The organism is Vibrio sp. CK2-1 (assembly GCF_021726515.1).
Classification (GTDB): Bacteria; Pseudomonadota; Gammaproteobacteria; order Enterobacterales; family Vibrionaceae; genus Vibrio.
Genome location: NZ_JAKKCJ010000004.1, coordinates 184,817 through 208,175, shown reverse-complemented (window position 1 = coordinate 208,175; position 23,359 = coordinate 184,817). Strand labels below are relative to the sequence as shown.

Annotated in this window: 24 protein-coding genes; 17 read left to right on the top strand and 7 right to left on the bottom strand. The window is 42.4% G+C overall.

Annotation, left to right across the window (positions count from 1 at the left end; all coding sequences use genetic code 11):
- The first annotated feature begins 167 nt into the window (after nt 1–167).
- From L3V25_RS12040 to L3V25_RS12030, 3 genes are all read left to right on the top strand, one after another.
- Nucleotides 168–2,546, top strand: a complete 2,379-nt coding sequence (locus L3V25_RS12040) for a DNA polymerase II (protein ID WP_237295971.1) — start codon at nt 168–170, stop codon at nt 2,544–2,546.
- A 174-nt stretch (nt 2,547–2,720) separates the two neighbouring features.
- The gene (gene yeiP / locus L3V25_RS12035; RefSeq protein ID WP_237295617.1) at nt 2,721–3,290 is read left to right on the top strand and encodes an elongation factor P-like protein YeiP; all 570 of its coding nucleotides are present in this window, start codon (nt 2,721–2,723) and stop codon (nt 3,288–3,290) included.
- Between the two features lie 80 nt (nt 3,291–3,370).
- Nucleotides 3,371–3,691, top strand: a complete 321-nt coding sequence (locus L3V25_RS12030; RefSeq protein WP_237295616.1) for an HI1450 family dsDNA-mimic protein — start codon at nt 3,371–3,373, stop codon at nt 3,689–3,691.
- A gap of 101 nt (nt 3,692–3,792) precedes the next feature.
- Here the strand turns inward: L3V25_RS12030 and rluB are convergent, their stop codons facing one another.
- Nucleotides 3,793–4,803, bottom strand: a complete 1,011-nt coding sequence (rluB, locus tag L3V25_RS12025) for a 23S rRNA pseudouridine(2605) synthase RluB (RefSeq protein WP_237295614.1) — start codon at nt 4,801–4,803, stop codon at nt 3,793–3,795.
- A gap of 347 nt (nt 4,804–5,150) precedes the next feature.
- On the opposite strand from rluB, the gene L3V25_RS12020 reads away from it, so the two are divergent.
- Nucleotides 5,151–5,561 carry a hypothetical protein gene (locus L3V25_RS12020; RefSeq protein ID WP_237295612.1) on the top strand — a complete coding sequence of 137 codons (411 nt, stop codon included), beginning with the start codon at nt 5,151–5,153 and terminating at the stop codon, nt 5,559–5,561.
- 80 nt (nt 5,562–5,641) lie between these two features.
- Here the strand turns inward: L3V25_RS12020 and L3V25_RS12015 are convergent, their stop codons facing one another.
- Complete coding sequence (locus L3V25_RS12015) at nt 5,642–6,262, bottom strand: L-threonylcarbamoyladenylate synthase (protein ID WP_237295610.1); 621 nt, start codon at nt 6,260–6,262, stop codon at nt 5,642–5,644.
- Nucleotides 6,263–6,357: 95 nt separating this feature from the next.
- Nucleotides 6,358–7,224, bottom strand: a complete 867-nt coding sequence (locus L3V25_RS12010) for a PHP domain-containing protein (protein WP_237295608.1) — start codon at nt 7,222–7,224, stop codon at nt 6,358–6,360.
- 121 nt (nt 7,225–7,345) lie between these two features.
- On the opposite strand from L3V25_RS12010, the gene L3V25_RS12005 reads away from it, so the two are divergent.
- The 11 genes from L3V25_RS12005 (at nt 7,346) to gspS2 (ending at nt 16,625) form a co-directional block, all read left to right on the top strand.
- Nucleotides 7,346–7,498: a hypothetical protein gene (locus L3V25_RS12005; protein WP_237295607.1), complete on the top strand. Its 153-nt coding sequence runs from the start codon at nt 7,346–7,348 to the stop codon at nt 7,496–7,498.
- A gap of 275 nt (nt 7,499–7,773) precedes the next feature.
- Entirely contained in the window at nt 7,774–9,414 is a 1,641-nt protein-coding gene (locus L3V25_RS12000) for an anthranilate synthase component 1 (RefSeq protein ID WP_237295605.1), read from the top strand.
- A 10-nt stretch (nt 9,415–9,424) separates the two neighbouring features.
- Nucleotides 9,425–10,006 (top strand): aminodeoxychorismate/anthranilate synthase component II, encoded by a 582-nt coding sequence (locus L3V25_RS11995; protein WP_237295603.1) that lies wholly within the window; start codon nt 9,425–9,427, stop codon nt 10,004–10,006.
- 52 nt (nt 10,007–10,058) lie between these two features.
- Nucleotides 10,059–11,072, top strand: coding sequence for an anthranilate phosphoribosyltransferase (trpD, locus tag L3V25_RS11990; protein WP_237295602.1), 1,014 nt, complete (start codon nt 10,059–10,061; stop codon nt 11,070–11,072).
- Nucleotides 11,073–11,087: 15 nt separating this feature from the next.
- Nucleotides 11,088–12,473, top strand: a complete 1,386-nt coding sequence (gene trpCF / locus L3V25_RS11985) for a bifunctional indole-3-glycerol-phosphate synthase TrpC/phosphoribosylanthranilate isomerase TrpF (protein WP_237295600.1) — start codon at nt 11,088–11,090, stop codon at nt 12,471–12,473.
- 57 nt (nt 12,474–12,530) lie between these two features.
- Nucleotides 12,531–13,721: a tryptophan synthase subunit beta gene (trpB, locus tag L3V25_RS11980; RefSeq protein WP_027696072.1), complete on the top strand. Its 1,191-nt coding sequence runs from the start codon at nt 12,531–12,533 to the stop codon at nt 13,719–13,721.
- Nucleotides 13,721–14,527 carry a tryptophan synthase subunit alpha gene (trpA, locus tag L3V25_RS11975; RefSeq protein ID WP_237295598.1) on the top strand — a complete coding sequence of 269 codons (807 nt, stop codon included), beginning with the start codon at nt 13,721–13,723 and terminating at the stop codon, nt 14,525–14,527. The genes trpB and trpA overlap by 1 nt, the downstream gene beginning before the upstream one ends.
- A gap of 193 nt (nt 14,528–14,720) precedes the next feature.
- Nucleotides 14,721–15,263, top strand: coding sequence for a septation protein A (locus L3V25_RS11970; RefSeq protein WP_237295596.1), 543 nt, complete (start codon nt 14,721–14,723; stop codon nt 15,261–15,263).
- 117 nt (nt 15,264–15,380) lie between these two features.
- Entirely contained in the window at nt 15,381–15,779 is a 399-nt protein-coding gene (gene yciA, locus L3V25_RS11965; protein WP_237295595.1) for an acyl-CoA thioester hydrolase YciA, read from the top strand.
- 148 nt (nt 15,780–15,927) lie between these two features.
- Complete coding sequence (locus tag L3V25_RS11960; RefSeq protein ID WP_237295593.1) at nt 15,928–16,227, top strand: YciI family protein; 300 nt, start codon at nt 15,928–15,930, stop codon at nt 16,225–16,227.
- Complete coding sequence (gspS2, locus tag L3V25_RS11955; protein WP_237295592.1) at nt 16,227–16,625, top strand: type II secretion system pilot lipoprotein GspS-beta; 399 nt, start codon at nt 16,227–16,229, stop codon at nt 16,623–16,625. Before L3V25_RS11960 ends, gspS2 begins: the two co-directional genes overlap by 1 nt.
- Before the next feature lie 66 nt (nt 16,626–16,691).
- On the opposite strand, the gene L3V25_RS11950 is transcribed toward gspS2, so the two are convergent.
- The 4 genes from L3V25_RS11950 to L3V25_RS11935 form a co-directional block, all read right to left on the bottom strand.
- Nucleotides 16,692–16,901 carry a hypothetical protein gene (locus L3V25_RS11950; protein WP_237295590.1) on the bottom strand — a complete coding sequence of 70 codons (210 nt, stop codon included), beginning with the start codon at nt 16,899–16,901 and terminating at the stop codon, nt 16,692–16,694.
- An 89-nt stretch (nt 16,902–16,990) separates the two neighbouring features.
- The gene (locus tag L3V25_RS11945) at nt 16,991–17,938 is read right to left on the bottom strand and encodes a class I SAM-dependent methyltransferase (RefSeq protein WP_237295588.1); all 948 of its coding nucleotides are present in this window, start codon (nt 17,936–17,938) and stop codon (nt 16,991–16,993) included.
- A gap of 18 nt (nt 17,939–17,956) precedes the next feature.
- Nucleotides 17,957–18,664 carry a TIGR01621 family pseudouridine synthase gene (locus L3V25_RS11940; RefSeq protein ID WP_237295586.1) on the bottom strand — a complete coding sequence of 236 codons (708 nt, stop codon included), beginning with the start codon at nt 18,662–18,664 and terminating at the stop codon, nt 17,957–17,959.
- Nucleotides 18,665–18,795: 131 nt separating this feature from the next.
- Entirely contained in the window at nt 18,796–20,136 is a 1,341-nt protein-coding gene (locus L3V25_RS11935) for a sodium-dependent transporter (protein ID WP_237295584.1), read from the bottom strand.
- Nucleotides 20,137–20,591: 455 nt separating this feature from the next.
- On the opposite strand from L3V25_RS11935, the gene cls reads away from it, so the two are divergent.
- Nucleotides 20,592–22,046 (top strand): cardiolipin synthase, encoded by a 1,455-nt coding sequence (cls, locus tag L3V25_RS11930; RefSeq protein ID WP_237295582.1) that lies wholly within the window; start codon nt 20,592–20,594, stop codon nt 22,044–22,046.
- A gap of 48 nt (nt 22,047–22,094) precedes the next feature.
- A complete protein-coding gene (locus L3V25_RS11925) occupies nt 22,095–23,291 on the top strand; it encodes a cystathionine beta-lyase (protein ID WP_237295581.1) in 1,197 nt (398 codons plus the stop codon).
- The last annotated feature ends 68 nt before the right edge of the window (nt 23,292–23,359 follow it).

Below are 23,359 nucleotides of genomic sequence, written 5' to 3'. Positions count from 1 at the left end.
TTACCATTTTGATAATAGTCCGGCTTTAAGGTTCTAATCTGCTTGGTTTCCAATCAAAAACAATGAAAACTCGCACCATTCTTAATCTGTTTGTTATCATACTAACACTTAACCACTCTTCTCCTTAACAACTCCGGATAGATTTTCACTTGAATGGTTCATCAGACATCAATATCGACCAAGGCTTTGTGCTGACACGACAAGCTCGTGATTTACACCATTCTGGCTCCCAGACGCAAATTGAACTTTGGGTCGCAACCGATAGCGGACCAACCCAATTATTAATTGCCGCCGAACGTAGTGTGTTTTTCGTCTTACAAGAACACCAACAGGCCGTTAGCAATGCATTAAAACAGCAGAGTATCCCCTTTGAAATTCAATCTGTTGCACTCAAAACCTTTAGCCAGCAGCCGATTTGTGCCTGTTACTTCGGCAATATTCAATTAGCGAACCAAGCGAAAAGCGTCTTAACTCAATCAAATATTGACTGCTTTGAAGATGATATCCGCCTGACCGACCGCTACTTAATGGAACGATTTATCCGCGGAGGCATTCAATTTACCGGTCAGTTTTCACAGCAAAAACATTATAAGAAAGTGACACAAGCTCGCTGTAAATCGGCATCCTACCAGCCTAATCTCACGGTGGTTTCTTTAGATCTAGAGTGTTCAGAAAAAGGCATCTTGTATTCGGTTGGTCTCGATTCAGAAATGGATAGTCGAGTCATCATGATTGGTTCGCCACAAGAACATGACGCAGAAATTAATATTCAGTGGGTAGAAAACGAATACGCCCTCTTAACCGCTTTAGTTGATTGGTTTGAACAATTTGATCCCGATATCATCATTGGGTGGAATGTGATTGATTTTGACTGTCGATTATTATCCAAGCGAGCGGAATGGCATAAACTGCCGCTAAAACTAGGCCGAGCGCAACAAAAACTGTATTTCAGACAATCCAATAATACTCAGCAAGGTTTTGTTTCTATTCCGGGCCGAGTGGTTTTAGATGGTATCGATACCTTAAAAACCGCGACCTATCACTTTAATTCGTGGGCGTTAGAATCTGTGGCTCAAAGCCTACTCGGTGAAGGTAAAATTATCCATGATCCGTTTAATCGTATGGATGAAATCAATCGCCAATTCCGCGAAGATAAAATTTCTCTTGCCACTTATAACCTACAAGATTGCAGTCTCGTCACGCGCATTTTTGAACAAACTCATTTACTGCAATTTGCTATTGAACGCTCACGATTAACCGGTGTAGAGCTCGATCGTATTGGTGGTTCGGTAGCCGCCTTTACCAATTTGTATTTACCACAATTGCATCGCGCCGGTTATATCGCGCCAAATCTTCACTCTGAAAACTGGTTCGCAAGTCCTGGTGGTTACGTGATGGATTCCGATCCCGGACTCTACCATTCTGTACTAGTACTCGATTTCAAATCACTCTACCCTTCGATTATTCGCACCTTTCTGATTGATCCTATGGGGTTAGTTGAAGGGTTAAAACTTGAAATAGGCAAAGAAGAGCATCAAGCCGTCGCAGGATTTCGCGGTGGGCAATTTCACCGTAGCAAACACTTTTTGCCTAACATGATTGAAGAATTATGGGCGGCGCGAGATGTCGCCAAGAAAAATAATGAAGCGGCCTTTTCGCAAGCCATTAAGATCATCATGAATTCATTTTACGGCGTACTGGGCTCTTCTGGTTGTCGTTTCTTTGATACTCGACTGGCCTCTTCTATTACCATGCGCGGCCATGAAATCATGAAGCAAACCCGACTATTAATCGAAGAGAAAGGTTATCAAGTGATCTATGGTGATACTGACTCTTTGTTTGTCTCTCTAATTGAGCCTCATAGCCAAGATAATGCTGACCAGATTGGAAAAAAGTTAATCGACGAAATTAACGTGTGGTGGCAACAACATATTGAAGATGAATATAACTTAAAGTCAGCCTTAGAGCTTGAATATGAAACCCATTTTCAACGCTTTTTAATGCCAACCATTCGCGGCTCAGAAACTGGCTCTAAAAAACGCTATTGTGGCCTCATCAATACCGATGGAAAGGAAAAAATGGTGTTCAAAGGGCTAGAAAGTGCTCGCACAGACTGGACACCACTATCTCATCACTTCCAACATAAGCTGTATTCGATGATCTTCCACGATGAAGACCCGCAAGCCTTTATTCGCCAATATGTTGAAGATACACAAAATGGGTTTTATGACGATGATCTTGTTTATCAAAAACGTTTACGCCGTAAATTAAATGAATATCAAAAAAATATTCCGCCGCAAGTACGAGCAGCCCGTTTAGCGGATGAAAAAAATGCTCGTTTAGGTCGCCCTTTGCAGTATCAAAATAAAGGGAGGATAGAATACCTATTTACTCTCAATGGCCCAGAACCTAAAGATTACTTAGAAAGCCCTATCGACTATCAACACTATATTGATAAACAGATTAAACCGGTTGCTGATGCCATTCTGCCTTTTATAGGATTAGACTTCGAGTCGATCATCGCACCGCAAATTGGTCTATTTTAATATACCCTTCATAATTGAAGCTGCAGCTTTGTTGACGGCGCTCATTCACCTCAATCATTTAGACAAGCTAAACTAATAATTATTTTTGGTATTCGGTTAAGATCGTGATATTTTCTCGCTCAAATACAAACACAAAGAGCCTCTGTGCTTCTTAGATTTAACTCAGGAAAAATCATGCCTAAAGCTAGTGAAATTAAAAAAAATGCCGTTGTTGAACTAAACGGTCGAGTATTCTCTGTACGTGAGATCAGCAAATTAACGCCAAGCGGCCGCGCAGGTGCGAGCCTTTATCGTATGCGTATGTACGATGTCGCGACTGGCGCTAAATCAGATGAAAGCTTCAAAGCTGATGAAATTCTAACGCTTGCTGACTTTAGCCGTCACAGTGTGATGTTCTCGTACATTGATGGTGATGAATATGTTTTCATGGACAATGAAGATTACACACCATACCACTTCAACAAAGCGGTAATTGAAGATGAAGCATTATTCTTTAACGAAGAAACTCAAGGCTTAAGCGTTGTTATCGTTAACGAAAAACCTGTTGCAGTTGAGCTACCTTCAAGCGTTGAACTTGAAATCGAAGAAACTTCGCCTTCTATTAAAGGGGCGTCTGCAAGTGCTCGTACGAAACCTGCAACGCTAACAACAGGCCTTGTTGTTCAAGTCCCAGAATACATCTCAAGTGGTGAAAAAATTAGGGTTAACACGGCTGAACGTAAGTTCATGGGTCGCGCTGACTAAGTACTAAAAAATAAAAGCGATCACTTGCGATAAATTGGTCGCTTTTATAAACACACCAATCAAATATATTTAAGGCAATAATGACAGATTTAATCTCTTACGATGACGTAATCGAAGTCGGCTATGACATCTTTTTGGAAATGGCACCAGACAACCTAGAAGCAGCAGATGTCATCTTATTCACGATGCAATTTGAAGAGCGTGGCGCAGCTGAAGTAGTAGAAACCGGTGATGACTGGGCTGAACACGTTGGCTTTGAGGTTGATAAAGAGACTTACGCGGAAGTAAAAGTAGGATTGGTCAATGAAGCCGATGATGCTTTGGATGATGTGTTTGCTCGCATGCTAATTAGCCGCGACCCTGACAATAAGTTTTGTCATATTTTGTGGAAAAGAGATTGATGCTCACTCGGGTATAGTCCCATTTCCATAAGCGCATAACGAACAAAGGGCCCATCAAGTGATTTGATGGGCCCTTTTAGTATCCGTAATCAGTGTTTCAATTACTGACGAGTTCTTGGCTTACCTGCGGTAGATGATGGCTTGCGACGATTCGTCTGCTTACCTTGACGACCGCCTACTGCTTCACCATTGTTCACTTTATTGGTTGTTGTGCCTTTGGTCGCGACATTACCGCGAGAAGCACTGCGACCACGACCTTTTGGCGCAGTTGAACGCTCTTCGTGACGCTTCACCGCACGGCGGATCTTCTGACCACGAGAACGCTCACGTTTACGAGAGTGCTTATCAGGATCAATCAGTGTTTCTTTTTCAGGTTTAAGCTCAACCATTTCACGCAAGTAGTTCACTTCTTTAAGCTCAAGCTCTACCCAGCCACCACGTGGTAATGCTTTCTCTAGGAAAATATCACCATAGCGAACACGTTTCAGACGGCTAACGGTTACACCTTGAGATTCCCACAAACGACGAACCTCACGGTTACGACCTTCAGTGATCATCACGTAGAAAGTATGGTTCATACCTTCGCCACCAGCGTAGACAACATCTTCAAAACGAGCCATGCCGTCTTCAAGTTCAACACCGCTAGTAACGTTACGAACCATCTCTTCGTTTACTTCACCAAACACACGTACTAAGTACTCACGTTCCACCTGACGGCTTGGGTGCATTAGTCGGTTGGCTAGTTCACCATCGGTTGTAAATAGCAATAAGCCACCGGTGTTGGCATCAAGACGGCCAACCGAAACCCAACGAGAACCTTTAATTTTTGGTAAGCGATCAAATACCGTACGACGACCTTCTGGATCGTGGCGAGTACATAGCTCTCCTTCCGGCTTGTTGTAAGCAAGAACTCGGCAAATCACTTCTTCAGAATCTTTTACTGACACTTTGTGGCCGTCAATACGAACGATGGCGTTGTCATCTTCCAATCGGTCGCCTAGTTTGGCCACTTGTCCATTAATGCTCACACGGCCAGCTTGAATCATCGCTTCTAATTCACGACGAGAGCCATTGCCTGCACGGGCTAAAATCTTCTGTAACTTTTCGCTCATTTATATACCTATCATTCGTCGACTTCACAGCCGTCTTATTTGTTCGCCTTCAGGCAAACTGAGAAAATTCATGCTTTATCAGCTCAATATGCTGGCTGATAAATGGCTGCAAATTATACACCAAATGCTTTTTAATCCGAAACAGATTTGAATAATTAATTTCACGGCTTAATTTCATAATCAACCAAGTGATAACTTCATTTTATTATCAATTAGTTAACATCAAAAAATTAACTCAATTCGATAAATAACTTTCATCAATATTTACCATTGTACCTATTGATTATAACGAGCCTCAGACAAATATTAGAATTTATACAATTTTATTTAAACAACGAGAAAATACTATGAATACTCAACCGTGCCCTAACTGCAAACAAGAGCCTGCACCTTATGCTCATTCCTGCACTCGTTGCGGTTACCACTTTGAGCGACAAGACTTTGCTTATGCTCGTGATTTACCGGAAGATTTTCATGAGAAAAACGAGAATTTCATGAGCTTTCGTTGGTGGGGATTGTGGTCGACCATACATTTGATTGGCTCAACGGTGACTTTTTTTGTTGCTATGGGACACGATATATACTGGCTTGCTGCTTTAATGGGCGTTATGTTTGTACTTAGTATGTATTCGTTAAAATTTAATCGATATGCCTTTAGTGCCTTAACCCTGTTCACTTTAGACCCAATTCAATATTGGATAAATTATCGTTACTTAAAACCGCGTTGGAACCGACCGGAACTTGATAACTCATTATAACGAGCAATAAAAAGCCCTGAACAAACGTCAGGGCTCTATTTTCTTATATATACAAGTAACTTAAGAGGTGAATAAGTTAATTACTCAAATGGTGTTGGATCGCCAGCACCACGACGAACAATCACCATTTCATCATCGCTAAAATCAACCACTGTCGTTGGCTGTTCACCTAAGAAACCACCGTTCATGATCAAATCAACCGAATGCTCTAATTTGTCGCGAATATCTTCTGGATCAGCCTCTGCGTAATCATTACCCGGTAAAATCAGAGTAGTCGACATTAATGGCTCACCTAATGCTTCTAGTAAATCCAGTGCAATTTTGTTATCTGGAACACGAATACCAATCGTTTTACGCTTCGCGTTCATTAAACGACGTGGTACTTCTTTGGTTCCTTTAAAAATAAAGGTATATGCGCCCGGAGTGTTATTTTTCAAAAGGCGGAAGGCGGTATTATCGATACGAGCATAAAGTGATAATTCAGAAAGGTCTCGACACAACAAAGTAAAGTTATGCTTATCATCGATTTTACGAATACGGCAAATACGCTCTAAAGCAGTTTTATTTTCAAGCTGACAACCTAATGCATAACCAGAATCCGTAGGATAAACAATTACCCCACCATTGCGAATGATTGCAACCGCTTGATTAATCAAACGAGCTTGAGGGTTTTCTGGGTGTAGATAAAAAAATTGGCTCATTGATACTCCTAATTGAGATAAAGATTAAGTCTAAGATTCAATTTTCGACTCAATCACATTGGCGAGATCAGATTCACTCTCTGTTGGGCTTAGGTTTAGGCTTTATCTGCCCCAAACTCTAAATGTGCAATCTGCTGCCAATTTTTCCAGACTGGTTCAACACCAGACGGTAACCATAAATTACGACCAAGCTCTGTCCATGGTGATGGATAATGAAAATCAGACCCTTGCGAGGCAAGCAGTCCATTTTCAATCGCGTAGTCGGCTAATGTTCTTCTTTCTTGTTGAGCTTGCTGAGGTTGGGCAACTTCCATCGCATCACCACCAGCAGCCACGAATGCTGCAATTAAACGCTTCAACCATTTAGCTGTCAATTGATAACGTCCTGGATGCGCTAAAACCGCGACACCTCCAGCGGCATGTATTGCAGAAACCGCATCTTCAATACTGCACCATACCGGTGGAACATAGCCCGGATTATTACGGGTTAAATACTTCTTAAACACTTGCTGCATGGTTTTCGCATAACCATTTTCAACTAACCATTTGGCAAAATGAGAACGGGTAATCGATGCGCCATTGGCAATCGCCTGAACTTCTTCCAACACCCCTTCCCTAGTGTGTTTTGCCAAGCGAGCGGCCATTAATTCAGAACGTTCAACTCGTCGTTGCTTCTGCGATTCAATTAATTGCTGCAATGCAGGGCTCTGAATATCAATATCCAGACCAACAATATGAATATCTTTATTCTGCCAAACTGTCGAAAGCTCAATGCCAGTGATCAAGTGCAAAGGTAGAGATTGCTCAGTAATGTAATCTTGTGCCATAGGAATCGCATCGACACTATCGTGATCGGTGATCGCCAAAACATCTAAGTTCATTTCAACCGCACGATCGAGTAGTTGCTGTGGGCTTAAGCGTCCATCAGAGCATGTCGTGTGGCTGTGTAGATCGATTCTCATGAAAATAAATGGCCTTACACTGAGATTAATAAATAAAAAAGCTTGACTCGAAACCAACGAACTAGTTTACTAGTACACAAGAACTTAAGGGATAACCCGACAAGATAAAGCGGAGGCGAATATGACAAGCAATGTGTTACAAGATAATAACATTATTCTAAATCGTACTGTAGTTCATTCTCGCTGTTTATCTGAGGAAGTATTCTCTATGATTGCTATTTCACTTAACCACTGGCGTACTTGGCGTATTTCATCGTGGCAATGGGCGACTTAGTGAGTAAGATTCAAACAACTCTCATTTTAATCAAGCCCGCCTTATTTTGCGGGCTTTTTATTGTTTCATTGTCAATCGAATACTTTATAAACAATGCCATCATTTTCATTTAACCAATGCCACAAAATTCAGATAAAACACGTGAGCAACTAAGAAAATATGGTAAACCAAGGCTTATGCGGTTATATCTCTACTACTTGCACTTATAAATCTACATAGCAGTGATAAACTTGTGAAAGCAAACGGAATTTTAATAAAAGATTAAAGGAAGTCTTATGAATAAGGCAGCAAAGATTCATCAAGATAAGATCAACCACAAACACCCAATTGAAGTGTTTCAAGTAGACACCCCTTACCTTGAAGACCCAACGCAAGTTTTTCATGCTTTATGTGTCAATGATAACGCGCTTGAGACCCAAAACAGTTTATTGCTTGAAAGTGCTGAAATCAGCTCAAAAGAGAACCTAAAAAGCCTACTTCTTATTGATGCAGCAGTACGCATTGAATGTCGCGGCCATCAAGTAATCATGACTGCAAAAAGCTTAAATGGTCAAAACTTACTGCAAGCGGTCAAAGCGAACTTAACCAGTGGCGTACTCACTCAAGCAACCGACAAAGCCTTAACTCTTTCTTTTGATGCGCCTAACGATGCAATTGATGAAGATTCTCGTCTACGTCAATCTTCTAGCTTTGATGCTCTGCGTGTCGTTCAACACAGCTTTGATTTACTGCAACTTCCTGATTCACTCGGGGCCAATAAAAAACTGGCTATCTTTATTGGTGGTTCGTTTGCTTATGATCTCGTCGCCAATTTTGAAGATCTCGGTGATGCGAAATCCATTGATAACTGCCCTGATTATGTTTTCTACGTAGCTGAAACCTTGATGATTTTCGATCACCAAACTCAACATTGCAGCGTACAAGCGACCGCCTTTAATAGTACCAACAGCATTCAGGCTGAATTGAAGCAGCGCTTAGCCAATATTGCTGAACACTGCACCGACGTTGCTCCACTCCCACAAGCAACAGAAGTTGCGGACATGTCAGTGGAAACCAATATTTCTGATGAAGATTTTTGCCAAATCGTTCGTGACTTAAAAGAGTTTGTGGTTAAAGGGGATATTTTCCAGGTCGTGCCATCACGCCGCTTTTCACTACCTTGCCCTTCTCCACTTGCGGCCTATAAAGCTTTAAAACAAAGTAACCCAAGCCCTTACATGTTCTACATGAAAGATGAGCTATTTACTTTATTTGGTGCTTCACCAGAAAGTGCATTGAAATACGATGCGGATAATGAACAAATCGAAATTTACCCAATTGCCGGTACTCGTCGCCGTGGAAAAAATTCCGATGGTTCAATCAACTTTGATCTTGATAGCCGTATCGAATTAGAACTGCGCAACGATAAAAAAGAAAATGCGGAACACATGATGTTGGTCGATCTCGCTCGAAATGATGTCGCAAGAATCGCTACCGCAGGCTCTCGTCACGTAGCCGATTTATTAAAAGTCGACCGTTATAGCCATGTGATGCACTTAGTATCACGCGTAGTTGGCGAATTACGTTGCGACCTTGATGCTCTTCATGCCTATCAAGCTTGTATGAATATGGGCACATTAACTGGCGCACCGAAAATTCGCGCTATGCAATTGATTCGTGATGTCGAAAAACAACGCCGTGGCACTTATGGCGGCGCGGTTGGCTACTTAACCGGTGAAGGTGACCTTGATACTTGTATCGTGATTCGTTCTGCATACGTTGAGAATGGCGTCGCTCACATCCAAGCGGGCGCAGGCGTTGTGTTTGATTCAGACCCACAATCGGAAGCGGATGAAACTCGTGGCAAAGCGCAAGCCTGTATTAGTGCTATTCAACTCGCGCATCAAGCCAACTCAACTCACAGTCAACAAGGTTAAGGTGATCATCATGGCGAACATTCTTTTTATTGATAACTTTGATTCATTCACCTACAACCTTGTTGACCAGTTTCGTACACTAGGCCATGAGGTGACGATTTACCGTAATAGCCTATCAGCGGAAACTATTGAACAAGCCGTACAGCAACTAGAAAACCCTGTTGTTGTGCTTTCACCCGGTCCAGGCGCACCTTCTGAAGCGGGTTGTATGCCAGAGCTCATTCAACGCTTAAAGGGTAAAGTACCTATGATTGGTATTTGCCTAGGCCACCAGGCGATTGTTGAAGCCTACGGCGGCACAGTGGCTGGCGCAGGTGAGATCATTCATGGCAAAGTTTCCATGATGGTGCATGACAATCACCCAACCTATCAGAACTTACCGTCACCTTTTGCGATTGCTCGTTATCATTCTTTGGTTGCCACTCATGTAAGTGATGCACTGACGGTAACCGCGCAAGTTGATGGATTAGTCATGTCTGTAGTCGAAGAAAATCACAAAGTCTGTGGCTTCCAATTTCACCCTGAATCCATTATGACGACCTATGGCGCGACATTATTAGAAAACACAATTCGTTGGGCATTAGAAAAATAGAGCCGAGAGCCGAGAGCCGAGAGCCGAGAAAGATTATTACAAGGATTTAATTATGCAAAACAACAGCAACCAAAAGATCATTGACAAGCTATATGCCCAGAGCGATTTAAGTGAACAAGAAAGCCATGCGCTATTCGATACCATAATCAAAGGCGAGATGGATCCTATTCTATTGGGCGCGGTATTAACGGCATTAAAAATTAAAGGCGAAACGCCAGAAGAAATCGCAGGTGCCGCACAAGCATTGCTGGCCAACGCGTCTCCATTTCCAACCATTGAAGGTGATTTTGCCGATATCGTCGGTACCGGTGGCGATGGCTCCAATACCATCAACATTTCAACCACCGCGGCTTTTGTGGCTGCCGCTTGTGGGGTGAAAATCGCCAAGCATGGTAACCGTGGCGTATCAAGTAAATCGGGGTCTTCTGACCTACTCGATTCTTTTGGCATTAACCTAGCCATGAGCCCAGAAGATACTAAATCTGCGGTGGAGAACATTGGCGTAGCATTTTTATTCGCACCGCAATATCACGGTGGTGTACGTCACGCGATGCCAGTACGTCAAGCAATGAAAACTCGCACTATTTTTAACTTACTTGGCCCTTTAATTAATCCTGCTCGCCCAAATATTGAATTAATGGGCGTTTATGATGAAAGCCTAGTTCGCCCTATCGCCAAAACCATGGCAAGTATGGGAATGAAACGAGCAGCAGTAGTACATGGTAGTGGGCTCGATGAAGTCGCGATTCACGGCTCAACACTAGTGAATGAAATCGTCAACGGCGAAATTATTGAATACACCTTAACGCCAGAAGATTTTGGCGTGAATAGTCACCCACTCGAGGCAATTAAAGGTGGCGAACCAGAAGAGAACCGTGCCATTATCACTAAAATCTTAAATGGCGAAGGAACGGAAGCTCAAGTGTCTGCCGTTGCCGTGAATGTTGCGCTACTGTTACGTCTATTTGGTCAAGAAGACTTAAAAGCCAACACCCAACAAGCTATTGAAGTTATGAATTCAGGCAAAGCGTACCAGCTTGTTACTCAACTTGCCGCGCACGGATAATCGAGGAGAAAGGAATTGGAAACCGTATTAGCAAAAATCGTCGCGGATAAACGTATTTGGGTTGAAGAGCGTAAAACCCAACAACCTTTAGAATCATTCAAACAAGATTTACAGCCAAGTGATCGAGACTTTTATCAAGCATTGCATACTGGCAAAACCGAATTTATTTTAGAGTGCAAAAAGGCGTCGCCATCAAAAGGTCTGATCCGTGAAGATTTCAATTTAGACTACATCGCCTCGGTGTACGCCAATCATGCTAGCGCTATTTCGGTATTAACCGATGAGAAATACTTCCAAGGCGATTTCAACTTTTTGCCTCAAGTACGCAAACAAGTTACGCAACCGGTCTTGTGTAAAGACTTTATGATCGATGAATACCAAGTGTACCTTGCTCGTCATTATCAAGCCGATGCGATTCTGTTGATGCTTTCTGTACTTAACGATCAAGAATATCAACAGCTAGCAGAAGTGGCTCGATCATTAGACCTAGGCATTTTAACCGAAGTCAGTAATGAAGATGAATTAGAGCGTGCAATTGCATTGAAAGCACCGGTTGTCGGCATCAATAACCGAAATTTACGCGACCTATCTATTACTCTTGAACGCACTAAAGAACTCGCACCTCGTTTATCAAAAGATACCGTGGTGATTTCTGAATCAGGCATTCACAACCATCAGCAAGTAAAAGAGCTATCACAGTTTGCAAATGGTTTCTTAATTGGTAGTTCTTTGATGTCAGAAGACAACTTAGAAGTAGCAGTTCGTCGTGTCATCCTAGGTGAAAATAAAGTCTGCGGATTAACTCACCCAGACGATGCAAACCTAGCCTACCGCTCTGGTAGTGTTTATGGTGGGCTTATTTTTGCTGCTAAATCCAAACGTCGTGTCAGCATAGAAGATGCACGCTTGATTATGAGTGGCGCGCCATTACATTATGTCGGTGTATTCCAAAATCAATCGATGGATGAAGTCGCTCAAACTGCTAATCAACTTGGTCTGGCGGCAGTCCAGCTTCATGGCGCAGAAACACAAGCACAAGTCGCTGAATTACGCCAACTACTACCGAAAAGCGTTAAAATTTGGAAAGCTTATGGGGTGTCCGATCAGCTACCAATACTATTAGAGCAACACGTTGATAAACATTTATTAGATTCTCAAGTAGGTAATCAATCAGGAGGAACTGGAATGAGTTTCGATTGGGACCTTTTAAACAAAGGCAATACGTCAACTAGCCATCGCCAAAGCATCATGATTGCTGGTGGATTATCACCTGACAATATCGAAGAAGCCGCACAACTTGGTTGTATCGGTTTAGATCTTAACTCCGGCGTTGAAAGTGAACCCGGTAAAAAAGATCCACAGAAACTGGAAGCCGCGTTTAAGGCATTAAGAAATTATTAAATCAATGACCCGTAACTTAATACCCCGTCGTTGATAATTAACAAGGATTATATTTTTATGGCTAAGTTAGATGCCTATTTTGGTGAGTACGGTGGACAATATGTACCACAAATTTTAGTTCCAGCATTGGACCAACTTGAACAAGCATTTATCGATGCTCAGCAAGATCCTGAATTTCAAGCTGAGTTTATGGGATTACTGCAAGAATACGCAGGTCGCCCTACCGCGTTAACCTTATGTCGTAACATGACTAAAGGTACTAAAACCAAACTATACCTAAAGCGTGAAGACCTACTGCACGGCGGTGCACACAAAACCAACCAAGTACTTGGTCAAGCACTACTGGCTAAGCGCATGGGTAAAAAAGAAATCATCGCGGAAACCGGTGCTGGTCAACATGGCGTGGCAACGGCGCTAGCCTGTGCTTTGCTTGATTTAAAATGCAAAGTCTACATGGGCGCAAAAGATGTTGAGCGTCAAAGCCCTAACGTTTTCCGCATGCGCATGATGGGCGCTGAAGTGATCCCTGTACATTCTGGTTCAGCAACCTTAAAAGATGCCTGTAATGAAGCGCTACGTGATTGGTCTGCCAGCTATGATAAAGCACACTACCTACTAGGTACGGCCGCTGGCCCTCACCCCTTCCCAACCATTGTTCGTGAATTCCAACGCATGATTGGTGAAGAAACCAAAATGCAAATTCTCGCTCGTGAAGGACGACTACCCGATGCTGTGATTGCCTGCGTTGGTGGCGGCTCAAATGCGATTGGTATGTTTGCCGATTTCATTGAAGAAACCGATGTTCGCCTGATTGGTGTAGAGCCAGCGGGTAAAGGTATTGATACCGACCAACACGGCGCGCCACTTAAACATGGTACTACCGGCATTTTCTTCGGTATGAAATCACCATTGATGCAAGATGAGAATGGTCAAATTGAAGAGTCGTACTCAGTATCGGCTGGATTAGATTTCCCATCCGTTGGGCCACAGCACGCTCATTTAAATTCAATTGGCCGCGCTCAGTATGAATCAATCACCGATGATGAAGCGCTCGATTGCTTCCAAAGCTTGGCACGTAATGAAGGTATTATCCCTGCCCTAGAATCTGCTCATGCACTTGCTTACGCGGTTAAAATGGCACAAGCCGAACCAGAAAAAGAACAATTGTTAGTGGTTAATTTATCTGGTCGTGGCGATAAAGACATTTTCACTGTACAAGCGATTTTAGATGAGAAAGGAGCGCAATAATGGACCGTTATCAGCAATTATTTACTCAGCTCAATGAAAAGAGCCAAGGTGCATTTGTTCCTTTCGTTACCATTGGTGATCCAAACCCTGAGCAATCACTGGCGATCATTCAAACCTTAGTCGATGCCGGTGCCGATGCGTTAGAACTAGGCTTTCCTTTTTCTGATCCTTCTGCCGATGGCCCGACCATTCAAGGTGCCAATATTCGTGCATTAGAATCGAATACCACACCAAGTATTTGTTTTGATTTGATCAGTAAAATTCGTGCGCAACACCCAGACACACCAATCGGCTTACTGGTTTATGCCAACCTAGTGTATGTACGCGGCCTAGATGATTTCTATGCACGCTGCCAACAAGCTGGCGTAGATTCAGTATTGGTTGCCGATGTTCCAACCGGTGAAAGTGAGCCATTTGTAAAAGCGGCCAAAGCACACGGCATTCATCCTATATTCATTGCGCCGCCAAATGGTAGCGCTGAAACACTAGAGCAAGTTGCTAACCTTGGTGGAGGTTACACCTACCTACTGTCTCGCGCAGGTGTAACAGGTACAGAAACCAAAGCAGGCATGCCGGTTCATGAATTACTTGAGCGTTTAAATCAGTTTGATGCACCACCAGCGATTCTTGGATTTGGTATATCAGAACCGGCGCAAGTTTCCGAAGCAATCCAAGCGGGTGCAGCTGGCGCAATTTCTGGTTCAGCGGTAGTGAAAATTATTGAGCGTAACCTAGAACAGACAGAGACTATGCTTAGCGAACTCGGTGACTTTGTAAAAGCGATGAAAGCCGCCACTCAAAAGTAATCATTACTAATGATTTGAGTGTATATAACTTTAAAAGGGCCTGATGGCTCTTTTTTTGTAGCAAAACATCTCTAAACGGTTTTCATTCTGCGGCGATTGGGTAGACTGAGCTACATCTGTATTTACTGTTGCTGATACTTTACTTTTATCGCAGCAGTAATTTTAAACGCTATTACTTAATATATGGTCAAGCATGAAACAACTTATTGATTTTATCCCTCTTATCATCTTTTTCTTTCTATACAAAAGCTATGATATCTATGTCGCAACCGGTGCCTTGATTGTTGCAACCGCGATCCAAGTTGGCGTTATCTATTTCTTATATAAGAAAGTAGAAAAAATGCAGCTCATCACTTTTGCCATGGTGGCTATCTTTGGTGGAATGACATTGTTTTTCCATAACGACAACTTCATCAAATGGAAAGTCACTATCATTTATGCCTTATTCGCGATTGGTTTATTAGTAATGGATTACCTAGGTAAACCCGTTATTAAAGGCATGCTAAGCAAAGAAATCACCGTTCCAGATAGCGTATGGAAACGAGTGAACCTTGCTTGGGTTGGCTTCTTTGCAGTGTGTGCAGCTTTAAATATCTATGTGGCTTACGAATTACCGCTTGATGTATGGGTAAACTTTAAAGTCTTTGGCCTGTTAATCGCCACCTTCGCTTTCACAATTCTTTCCGGTGTTTATGTCTATAAGCATATGCCTAAAGAAAATAAAGAAGAAAGCTGAGCAAACTATCATCATATAGCCTGATGAGTAGTTGATTGTTATTCCATTACTGTCATAATTTATATCCCCAAGTGATTGGGCTATAGCAGTAATGGAATTTTTAATTTAGGACATAATATGAGCTCTCAACCTCAGCCCCCTCGTGGTTCTATGGTACTTCGTACTCTTGCAATGCCTGCCGATACCAATGCCAATGGTGATATTTTTGGTGGCTGGATCATGTCTCAACTCGATTTAGCCGGCGCTATTTTAGCTAAAGAACTTTCCAACAGCCGCGTCGTGACAGTTTCTGTTTCTAGTATCACTTTTAAGCAACCGGTAAAAGTAGGTGATGTAGTTTGCTGTTATGGTGAATGCATCAAAATTGGCCGCACTTCCATGTCTATTGCATTAGAAGTATGGGTTAAATCTGTTGGCCTAGATGGTGTTGGTGAAAAGAACAAAGTTTGTGAAGCAACATTCAACTACGTTGCTATTGATGCTGATGGTAAACCTCGTAGTGTAAAACCAGAATAAGATTAACCAGTGAACTCCAGAAGTTACTTGGATATACAACACAAAATAAGGCTATCAAGTGCAGTTTTACTGGCAAATGGTAGCCTTATTTTTTTGAGCCGCGTATATTAACTTCTTATCTTGAATTTCAACATAAAGGACTCTTCCCATGTGGTATGTTATTTTTTCTCAGGATGTTGAGAACTCATTAGAAAAACGAATGAGCGTTCGTGACCGTCACTTAGCTCGCCTAGTCCAATTACAAGAAGAAGGTCGCTTATTAGTAGCTGGCCCAATGCCTGCGATTGATTCAGATAACCCAGGCGAAGCAGGCTTTACCGGATCCACTGTAATTGCAGAATTTAACTCTCTTGATGACGCCAAAGCATGGGCAGATGCTGACCCTTATATCGAAGCTGGCGTTTACGAAAAGGTTATCGTCAAACCATTTAAGAAAGTATTACCATAATGAAGATGTCTTTTAAAACACCCCTACTCGCTCTATTAAGCGCCGCCTTATTACTCGGTTGTTCATCAACGCCAAGTGAAGTAGAAATGATGGCCGATCACCGCGCAAGCGTGATTGAAGCTGGTCTACCTTACAAAATCGGCCCGCTGAATGTGATGAGTGCAAAATCAGATAAAAATGTTGTTGAACTACTGATGATTTACAACAGTTCAGGCTCTGTTTCACCAACGGCTTTAGTTGACGCAAGTGTAAAAACTTACTGTAAGAGTAATGAAGTTCGTTCGGTTTTGAAGAAAGGTGTGATTTACAAAGTCACCATTCGTAGCGAACGTGGACAAATGCTAGTTGAGAAAAGTATTAGCGAACAAACTTGCCAGCAAGTAGAAGATGAAAGTTAATCTAAACGCGATTAACTAGTAGATACAATTAACCCCCTGATGATCTTCTCATTAGGGGGTTAATTTTTATAACTTATGGGCTAAATCAATCAACATAGGTAGGCCATAAACCCAAAACAGGTATACCCCACCAACAATTGCCACAATCCAGAGTACCGTTGTCAATGCTTTGAATTTAGCTCGGCTGTTAAATGGATCAGGCTCACCACAACTTGGGCAAGCATGCGCTCGTTTTGATATCGACTTATCACATATAGGGCATTGAGCTAATGGCATAGGTTATCTTCCTTGAATCAAATAGTTTCATTTAATCATGCATTATTTTACAAATATTGCCAGTAGGAATTTACCTAAAATTCAGCCGGTTAACTTTCTGCTTTTGATGAAAATATCATTACCTTCAAACTCGCTTGATCATCGACATCAGCAAATTCTTCCGGATTGGCTAATCGCTCGACAAACGTCAGTTCAGGTGCTTCTTCTGCCATTGAATCAATTAAGAAGTCTTCACTCACCACTGGAGAGTTCACACACGCAAACACTTCACCACCTTCATTCAGTAACGTCGGTAGTTTACGTAAAATGCGTTTGTAATCTTTGGTTAAAGCAAAGCTGCCTTTTTGGAAAGATGGCGGATCGATAATCACTAAATCATAAGGGCCATATTTAGTAATTTTTCCCCAAGAGCGGAAGATATCGTAGCCCATGAAAGTGACATCTGACATATCATGCTCATTTAGTCGATGATTGTCGCGCCCACGAGATAACGCGCCTTTTGCCATATCAACATTGACCACTTGATCGGCACCACCAGCTTTCGCTGCAACTGAAAAACCACAGGTATAAGCAAATAGATTCAATACACGTTTACCTTGCGACCGTTCTTGTACCCATTGACGGCCTAAACGCATATCCAGGAAAATCCCCATATTCTGGTTCTTACCCAGTACAAGCTGATATTTAAGACCGTTTTCAATGCCAACCGTGTTTTCTTGAATCTCACCGGCAATGGTTTCAAATGGCGCACCATGTTGGTATCTATGCTGCAAACCAATCCCCGTACCACCAGCAGAGTGCCAAACGTCACTGTCAAAGAGTTCAGTTAAGCCTAATTTCAACGCTTGATTAAAGTCATCTTCAACGGGCTTAAATAACGTCACGATCAACTGTCTGCCAATCCAATCTGCGGTGATCTGCTCTAAGCCTTGAAATGTTTGTCCACGGCCGTGAAATAAACGACGCATCTCACCTTCACAAAGTGGTAGTTGCTGTTTGATACGTTCAAAAAAAGTGTCTAACTGTGTGATTTCCATTATCGATTCACTTATAAATTATTTAATTGTTGGCCAATTGAGGCTAGAGGGTTTGCTCCATTGCTCAATTGCCTGCTTGGCGGCTTCGGTTTGCCACTCTTGACCTAAATGTTCATATTGGCTTGGATCGCAAATAAACTCATACGCTTGCCCTTGATACTCAAACGACAAACAATAGGCATGCAGATAACCGCGATCAGCTTTGCTGCTTGGGGTGTAGATATCGTCCCCTACAATTGATGAGCCAATGGAATTGAGCGCCACTCGAATTTGATGAGTTTTACCGGTATGCGGCTTACATAAAAACAGACGCTGTCCATTCTCTCCAGCCAATGAAAAGAATTGTGTTTTAGCCGGGTTATCTTGGCTTTTTAATAACTTCCAACTAGAGCGCCTAGAACGTTCCATATCGCCAGAAACCAACCCTTGTTTTTTCTTTGGCTTTTTCACCCCAATCGCAAGGTAAAATTTGCTCACCATGCGATTGGCAAAAAGTTGCGATAATTCACTAGCGGCTTGCTGATGCTTGCCCAGTAGTAGAATTCCCGACGTCATTTTATCTAAGCGATGAATCAGATAGAGTTTTTGCTCTGCTGTTAACTCAACCATTTCGGATTTGGCCACTTCAATTAATAAAGAAGTCTCACCATCATCTTTATGCACACTGACATTCGGATGCTTATTAATGACTAAAAAGTCGGCATTTTGATACAGAATATCGAACATAAAAACCTTACCGGAAAAAGAGAGGCTGAAGTATACCTTGCCCTGCTTCAATACTAAATGGCAGCCCTATCTGACAGATAAAAAATGCCCCGTAAAAACGAGGCACTTAACTCAATAAGAAGGAGGATAATCTAGATTGTCACCCAGAATACCAATCCCATTAGAATTGGGCATACGTAACGTAAGTAGTTTGGCCACACTTTCCAGAAAAGGCTATCTGCAACCTCTGGGTTACCTTGACGAATCTCTTCAAGTAAACCTGCACGCTGCCATACCCATCCCGCACAAATTGCCCACACAAGACCCAATAAAGGCTGTAGGTAGACCGTTGAGACGGTAATAACAAGACCGAATAAAGTCCCAAAGTTAAATACGATCGCTGCCGCAAGCGCTAAAGCGACACCGCCAATCCACCAAACGGCTTTTTTGCGAGAGTGACCAAGCTCTTCAATTGCACACGAAACCGGCACTTCTAGCATTGAAATCGATGACGTTAATGCTGCGATCAACATTAATGCGAAGAATAGAATGCCAACAATAATGCCAACACTTCCCATGGTATCGAACATAGCAGGAAGCACGGTGAACACCAAAGTATCTGAATTTAGTAATTGCCCCGCTTGATCATAAATTTGTACGCCGTGTTTTTGCGCGACAAACATCGCCGGTAGAATCAACAAACCGGCACCAAACGCGATGCCTGTATCAATCGCTGCCACTTGTGCCGCGGTTTTCGGAATATTAATGTCTTTTGGTAAATATGAGCCATAAACCATCATCACCGTCACACCAAGAGATAACGAGAAGAAAGCTTGCCCCATAGCTCCCACCACTAGATCAGCACTAAAGTGAGACATATCAGGAACAAGGTACATTTTTAACCCGTCCATTGCGCCATCTTGAGTCAGAATATAAATGATCATGATAACGAACAAACCAACCAAAACCGGCATTAGACGAGATGACCAACGCTCGATCCCATCGGTTACGCCGCTCATCACTACTTTCATAGTTAAACCAATAAACACCAAGGCAAGCACAAGGTTTCTTTCAAGGCTAAATGATTCTAACCAATTGGCCGCAGAGTGTAGGCCAACCAAGTCGAGTATCGGGCTCACTAAATAACCGGCAAGCCAACCTGCAATGATCGAATAAAAACTCAAGATCATTAAAGCCGTTAACAAGCCAAGCAAGCCAAAACCGACAGGCACTTTACTGCGCTTAGGCCAAATACTTGCAATCGAACGTAGTGGACTCGCTTGTCCATAACGACCAATGGTTAGTTCTGCAATCAGCATAGGTAGAGCAAGCACCGCTACCATCACCAAGTACACAATCAAAAAGACTGCCCCACCATTGCTTGCTGCTTGTGTTGGGAAGCCCCAAACATTTCCTAATCCAACCGCTGATCCCGCTGCGGCCATAATGAAACCCAATTTAGAGCTAAACTGAGCACGTGAACCTGACGCCATAATACTTTCCGTTGTGTTTTAGGCTTAAAGCCAATAATTATTATAATTTACAGCCGTGTAAAATTTTATGTACATGCGGCCAAAATGAATTTTATTAATAGGGTTGCAAGTAAAGCAGTTTATGTGGTGGATTTAAAGTTAAAGCAGTATAAAAAATTCAAATAAGCGAACATTTGAGCATAAAATCATCAAATACTCATAACACATAAGAACTTCACGCAACAATTTATTAACACCAATCACGCTTGGTCGCTTAATTTGGCAATTTTCTTCTAATGAAGTTATTTGGGTATAGAGTTAACTACCTATTCATTTTCTGATTGATCTAACCCATGTCATTTATAACAAAGCACCTTCCTTTCATACGAAAAGAAGACGATAAGAATATGATTCAAAGTTCAGGCTAAAGAATGGTAGTATCGAGATCCATGAAGTCGGTGATATCAAAGGAATAAATGGAAAAGTTCTATCAAATTGTTGCGCTAGCAGGTGTGATTAGTTATTGGCTTCTCGTAGCAGGGGTTACCATCCGTGTTGTGATTAAGCGCCGTGCCGTGAGTGTCTCGCTTGCTTGGCTAATGATCATTTACATCATTCCTTTTGTTGGCGTTCTATTTTATTTCCTTTTTGGCGAACTTAACCTCGGTCGTAAGCGCGCCGAACGATCGCAAAGTATGTTTGCCCCTTATGGTGAATGGTTCACTCAATTGCATGAATGCCAAGCTCACCAACCGACTTTACTTAATTTACAACTGGCGCAAATTCATGACCTTTGCACCAACCGCACCGCGATTCCTGCGTTGTGTGGTAACACCCTATCGTTACAGGACACACCGGATAAAATTCTGCACTCAATCATTGATGATATTGAACAAGCGCAAACCAATATTCGAATGGAATTTTATATCTGGCAAAGTGGCGGCCTCATCGATTCGGTCAATGCTGCGCTGATTCAAGCTGCCAAACGAGGCGTTAATATTCAGATCTTAATTGACTCGGCAGGTAGCCCTAAATTCTTCCGCAGCCATTGGCAGAAGTTAATGGTAGAAGCTGGCATTGATATTCGTCAGGCGTTAGAAGTGAATGCTTTCCGTGTATTCTTCCGTCGATTAGATCTACGACTACACCGTAAAATCATTACCATTGATGATGAAGTCGCCTATACCGGCTCAATGAATATGGTTGATCCTGAGTACTTCAAAAAAGATGCTGGCGTAGGCGAATGGATTGACGTAATGGTTCGAGTGACTGGCCCTACCGTTAATGTTCTGGCAGCAATACATGCTTGGGATTGGGAAGTTGAAACCGGTGAACGTCATCTACCTACCTTCCCTGTTTGTACAATAGAAAATACCGGCGCATTACATCCCATTCAAGTAGTGCCATCTGGCCCAGGTATGCCTGAAAATCTCATTCAGCAAGTTTTAACACTCGCGATTAATCAGGCAAAACAATCGGTTCGTATTACCACGCCTTATTTCGTCCCTAGTGACAACTTAATGCAGGTAATCAAAATGACCGCCCAGCGTGGCGTTACCGTTGAATTATTGATACCGAAGAAGAACGATTCTCTATTAGTGAACTGGGCTTCTAAATCTTTCTTTAGTGAATTACTTGAAGCGGGTGTACATATTTATCAATTTGATGCTGGTCTATTACATACCAAATCCGTTGTCATTGATCAGCAATACTGCCTAGTGGGTAGTGTTAACCTCGATATGAGAAGCTTGTGGCTTAACTTTGAATTAACCCTAGCGGTCGATGATTATGAATTCACCAAAGAGTTATATTGGGTACAAGAAAATTACTTAAAACAATCTACCTTAGTTTCAAAAGAAAGGTGGGAACAACGTAATTTTGCCCACCGAATGCTAGAAAGGGTCTTCTACCTATTTAACCCTTTGCTATAAGGCAATATGATAGAAAGCGATAAGTTCTAACGAATATAAGGATATTAAATGTCAGAGTCAGAGAAGTACGAAACAAAACTGGTCAATGCAGGACGCAATAAAAAATGGACTCACGGCGTGGTCAACCCTCCCGTTCAACGCGCCTCGACTGTGGTATTTAATACGGTGGCTGAGAAAAACGAAGCCACCATGAAACGCCAAGGCCATACCTTATTTTATGGTCGTCGTGGTACCGAAACTCATTTCGCCTTTCAAGAAGCCATGACCCAAATCGAAGGTGGTGCTGGTTGTGCGCTCTACCCTTGCGGCGCTGCAGCGATCACCAATTCAATCTTGTCTTTCGTTGAGCATGGCGACCACGTTTTAATGGTTGATAGTTGCTATGAACCAACCCGTGATTTCTGCAATATCATTCTCAAAAAAATGGGCATTGAAACCACTTATTATGAGCCAAGTATCGGCGAAGGTATTCGTGATTTAATCCGCCCAAATACTAAGATTTTATTTACCGAATCTCCGGGCTCTTACACCATGGAAGTGCAAGATGTACCAACCCTTTCTCGCATTGCTCATGAACACGACATTATCGTGATGCTCGACAATACTTGGGGCGCTGGTGTTAACTTTTCACCGTTTGACCATGGTGTTGATGTATCGATTCAAGCCGCAACTAAATACATCGTCGGTCACTCTGATGTGATGCTTGGCACCGCAGTGGCAAACGAGAAATACTGGCCACAACTCCGTGAGCAAAGCTACCTACTTGGTCAGTGTGTATCACCAGATGATGCCTACACAGGCTTGCGTGGTTTGCGTACTTTAAGCGTGCGTTTGAAGCAACATGAGCAAAACAGTATCGCAATTGCTAAATGGTTAGAAACTCGCCCTGAAGTCGATCATGTGCGCCACCCTGCACTACCATCTTGCCCGGGTCACGAATACTTCCTACGTGATTTTACTGGCTCTAATGGCCTATTCTCATTTGTGCTCAAGACCAGCAATAAGAAAGCAACTACCGCCTTACTTGATACCGTAGAGCATTTCAGCATGGGCTACTCTTGGGGTGGCTATGAAAGCTTAATTCTAGCCAATGAGCCAAGTAGCTTCGATAACATGCGAACGGTATCGAATCCGCACTTTGAAGGCACGCTAGTACGATTGCACATCGGCTTAGAAAACGTAGACGATCTGATTGAAGATTTAGAGCGTGGTTTTGAGGCTTATAATGCTGAGTTAAATAACTAGCCTTTTAATAAAAAAAGTGCGTTAGGTCTTTAAACTTAACGCACTTTATACAAACAGGATCTATTCAA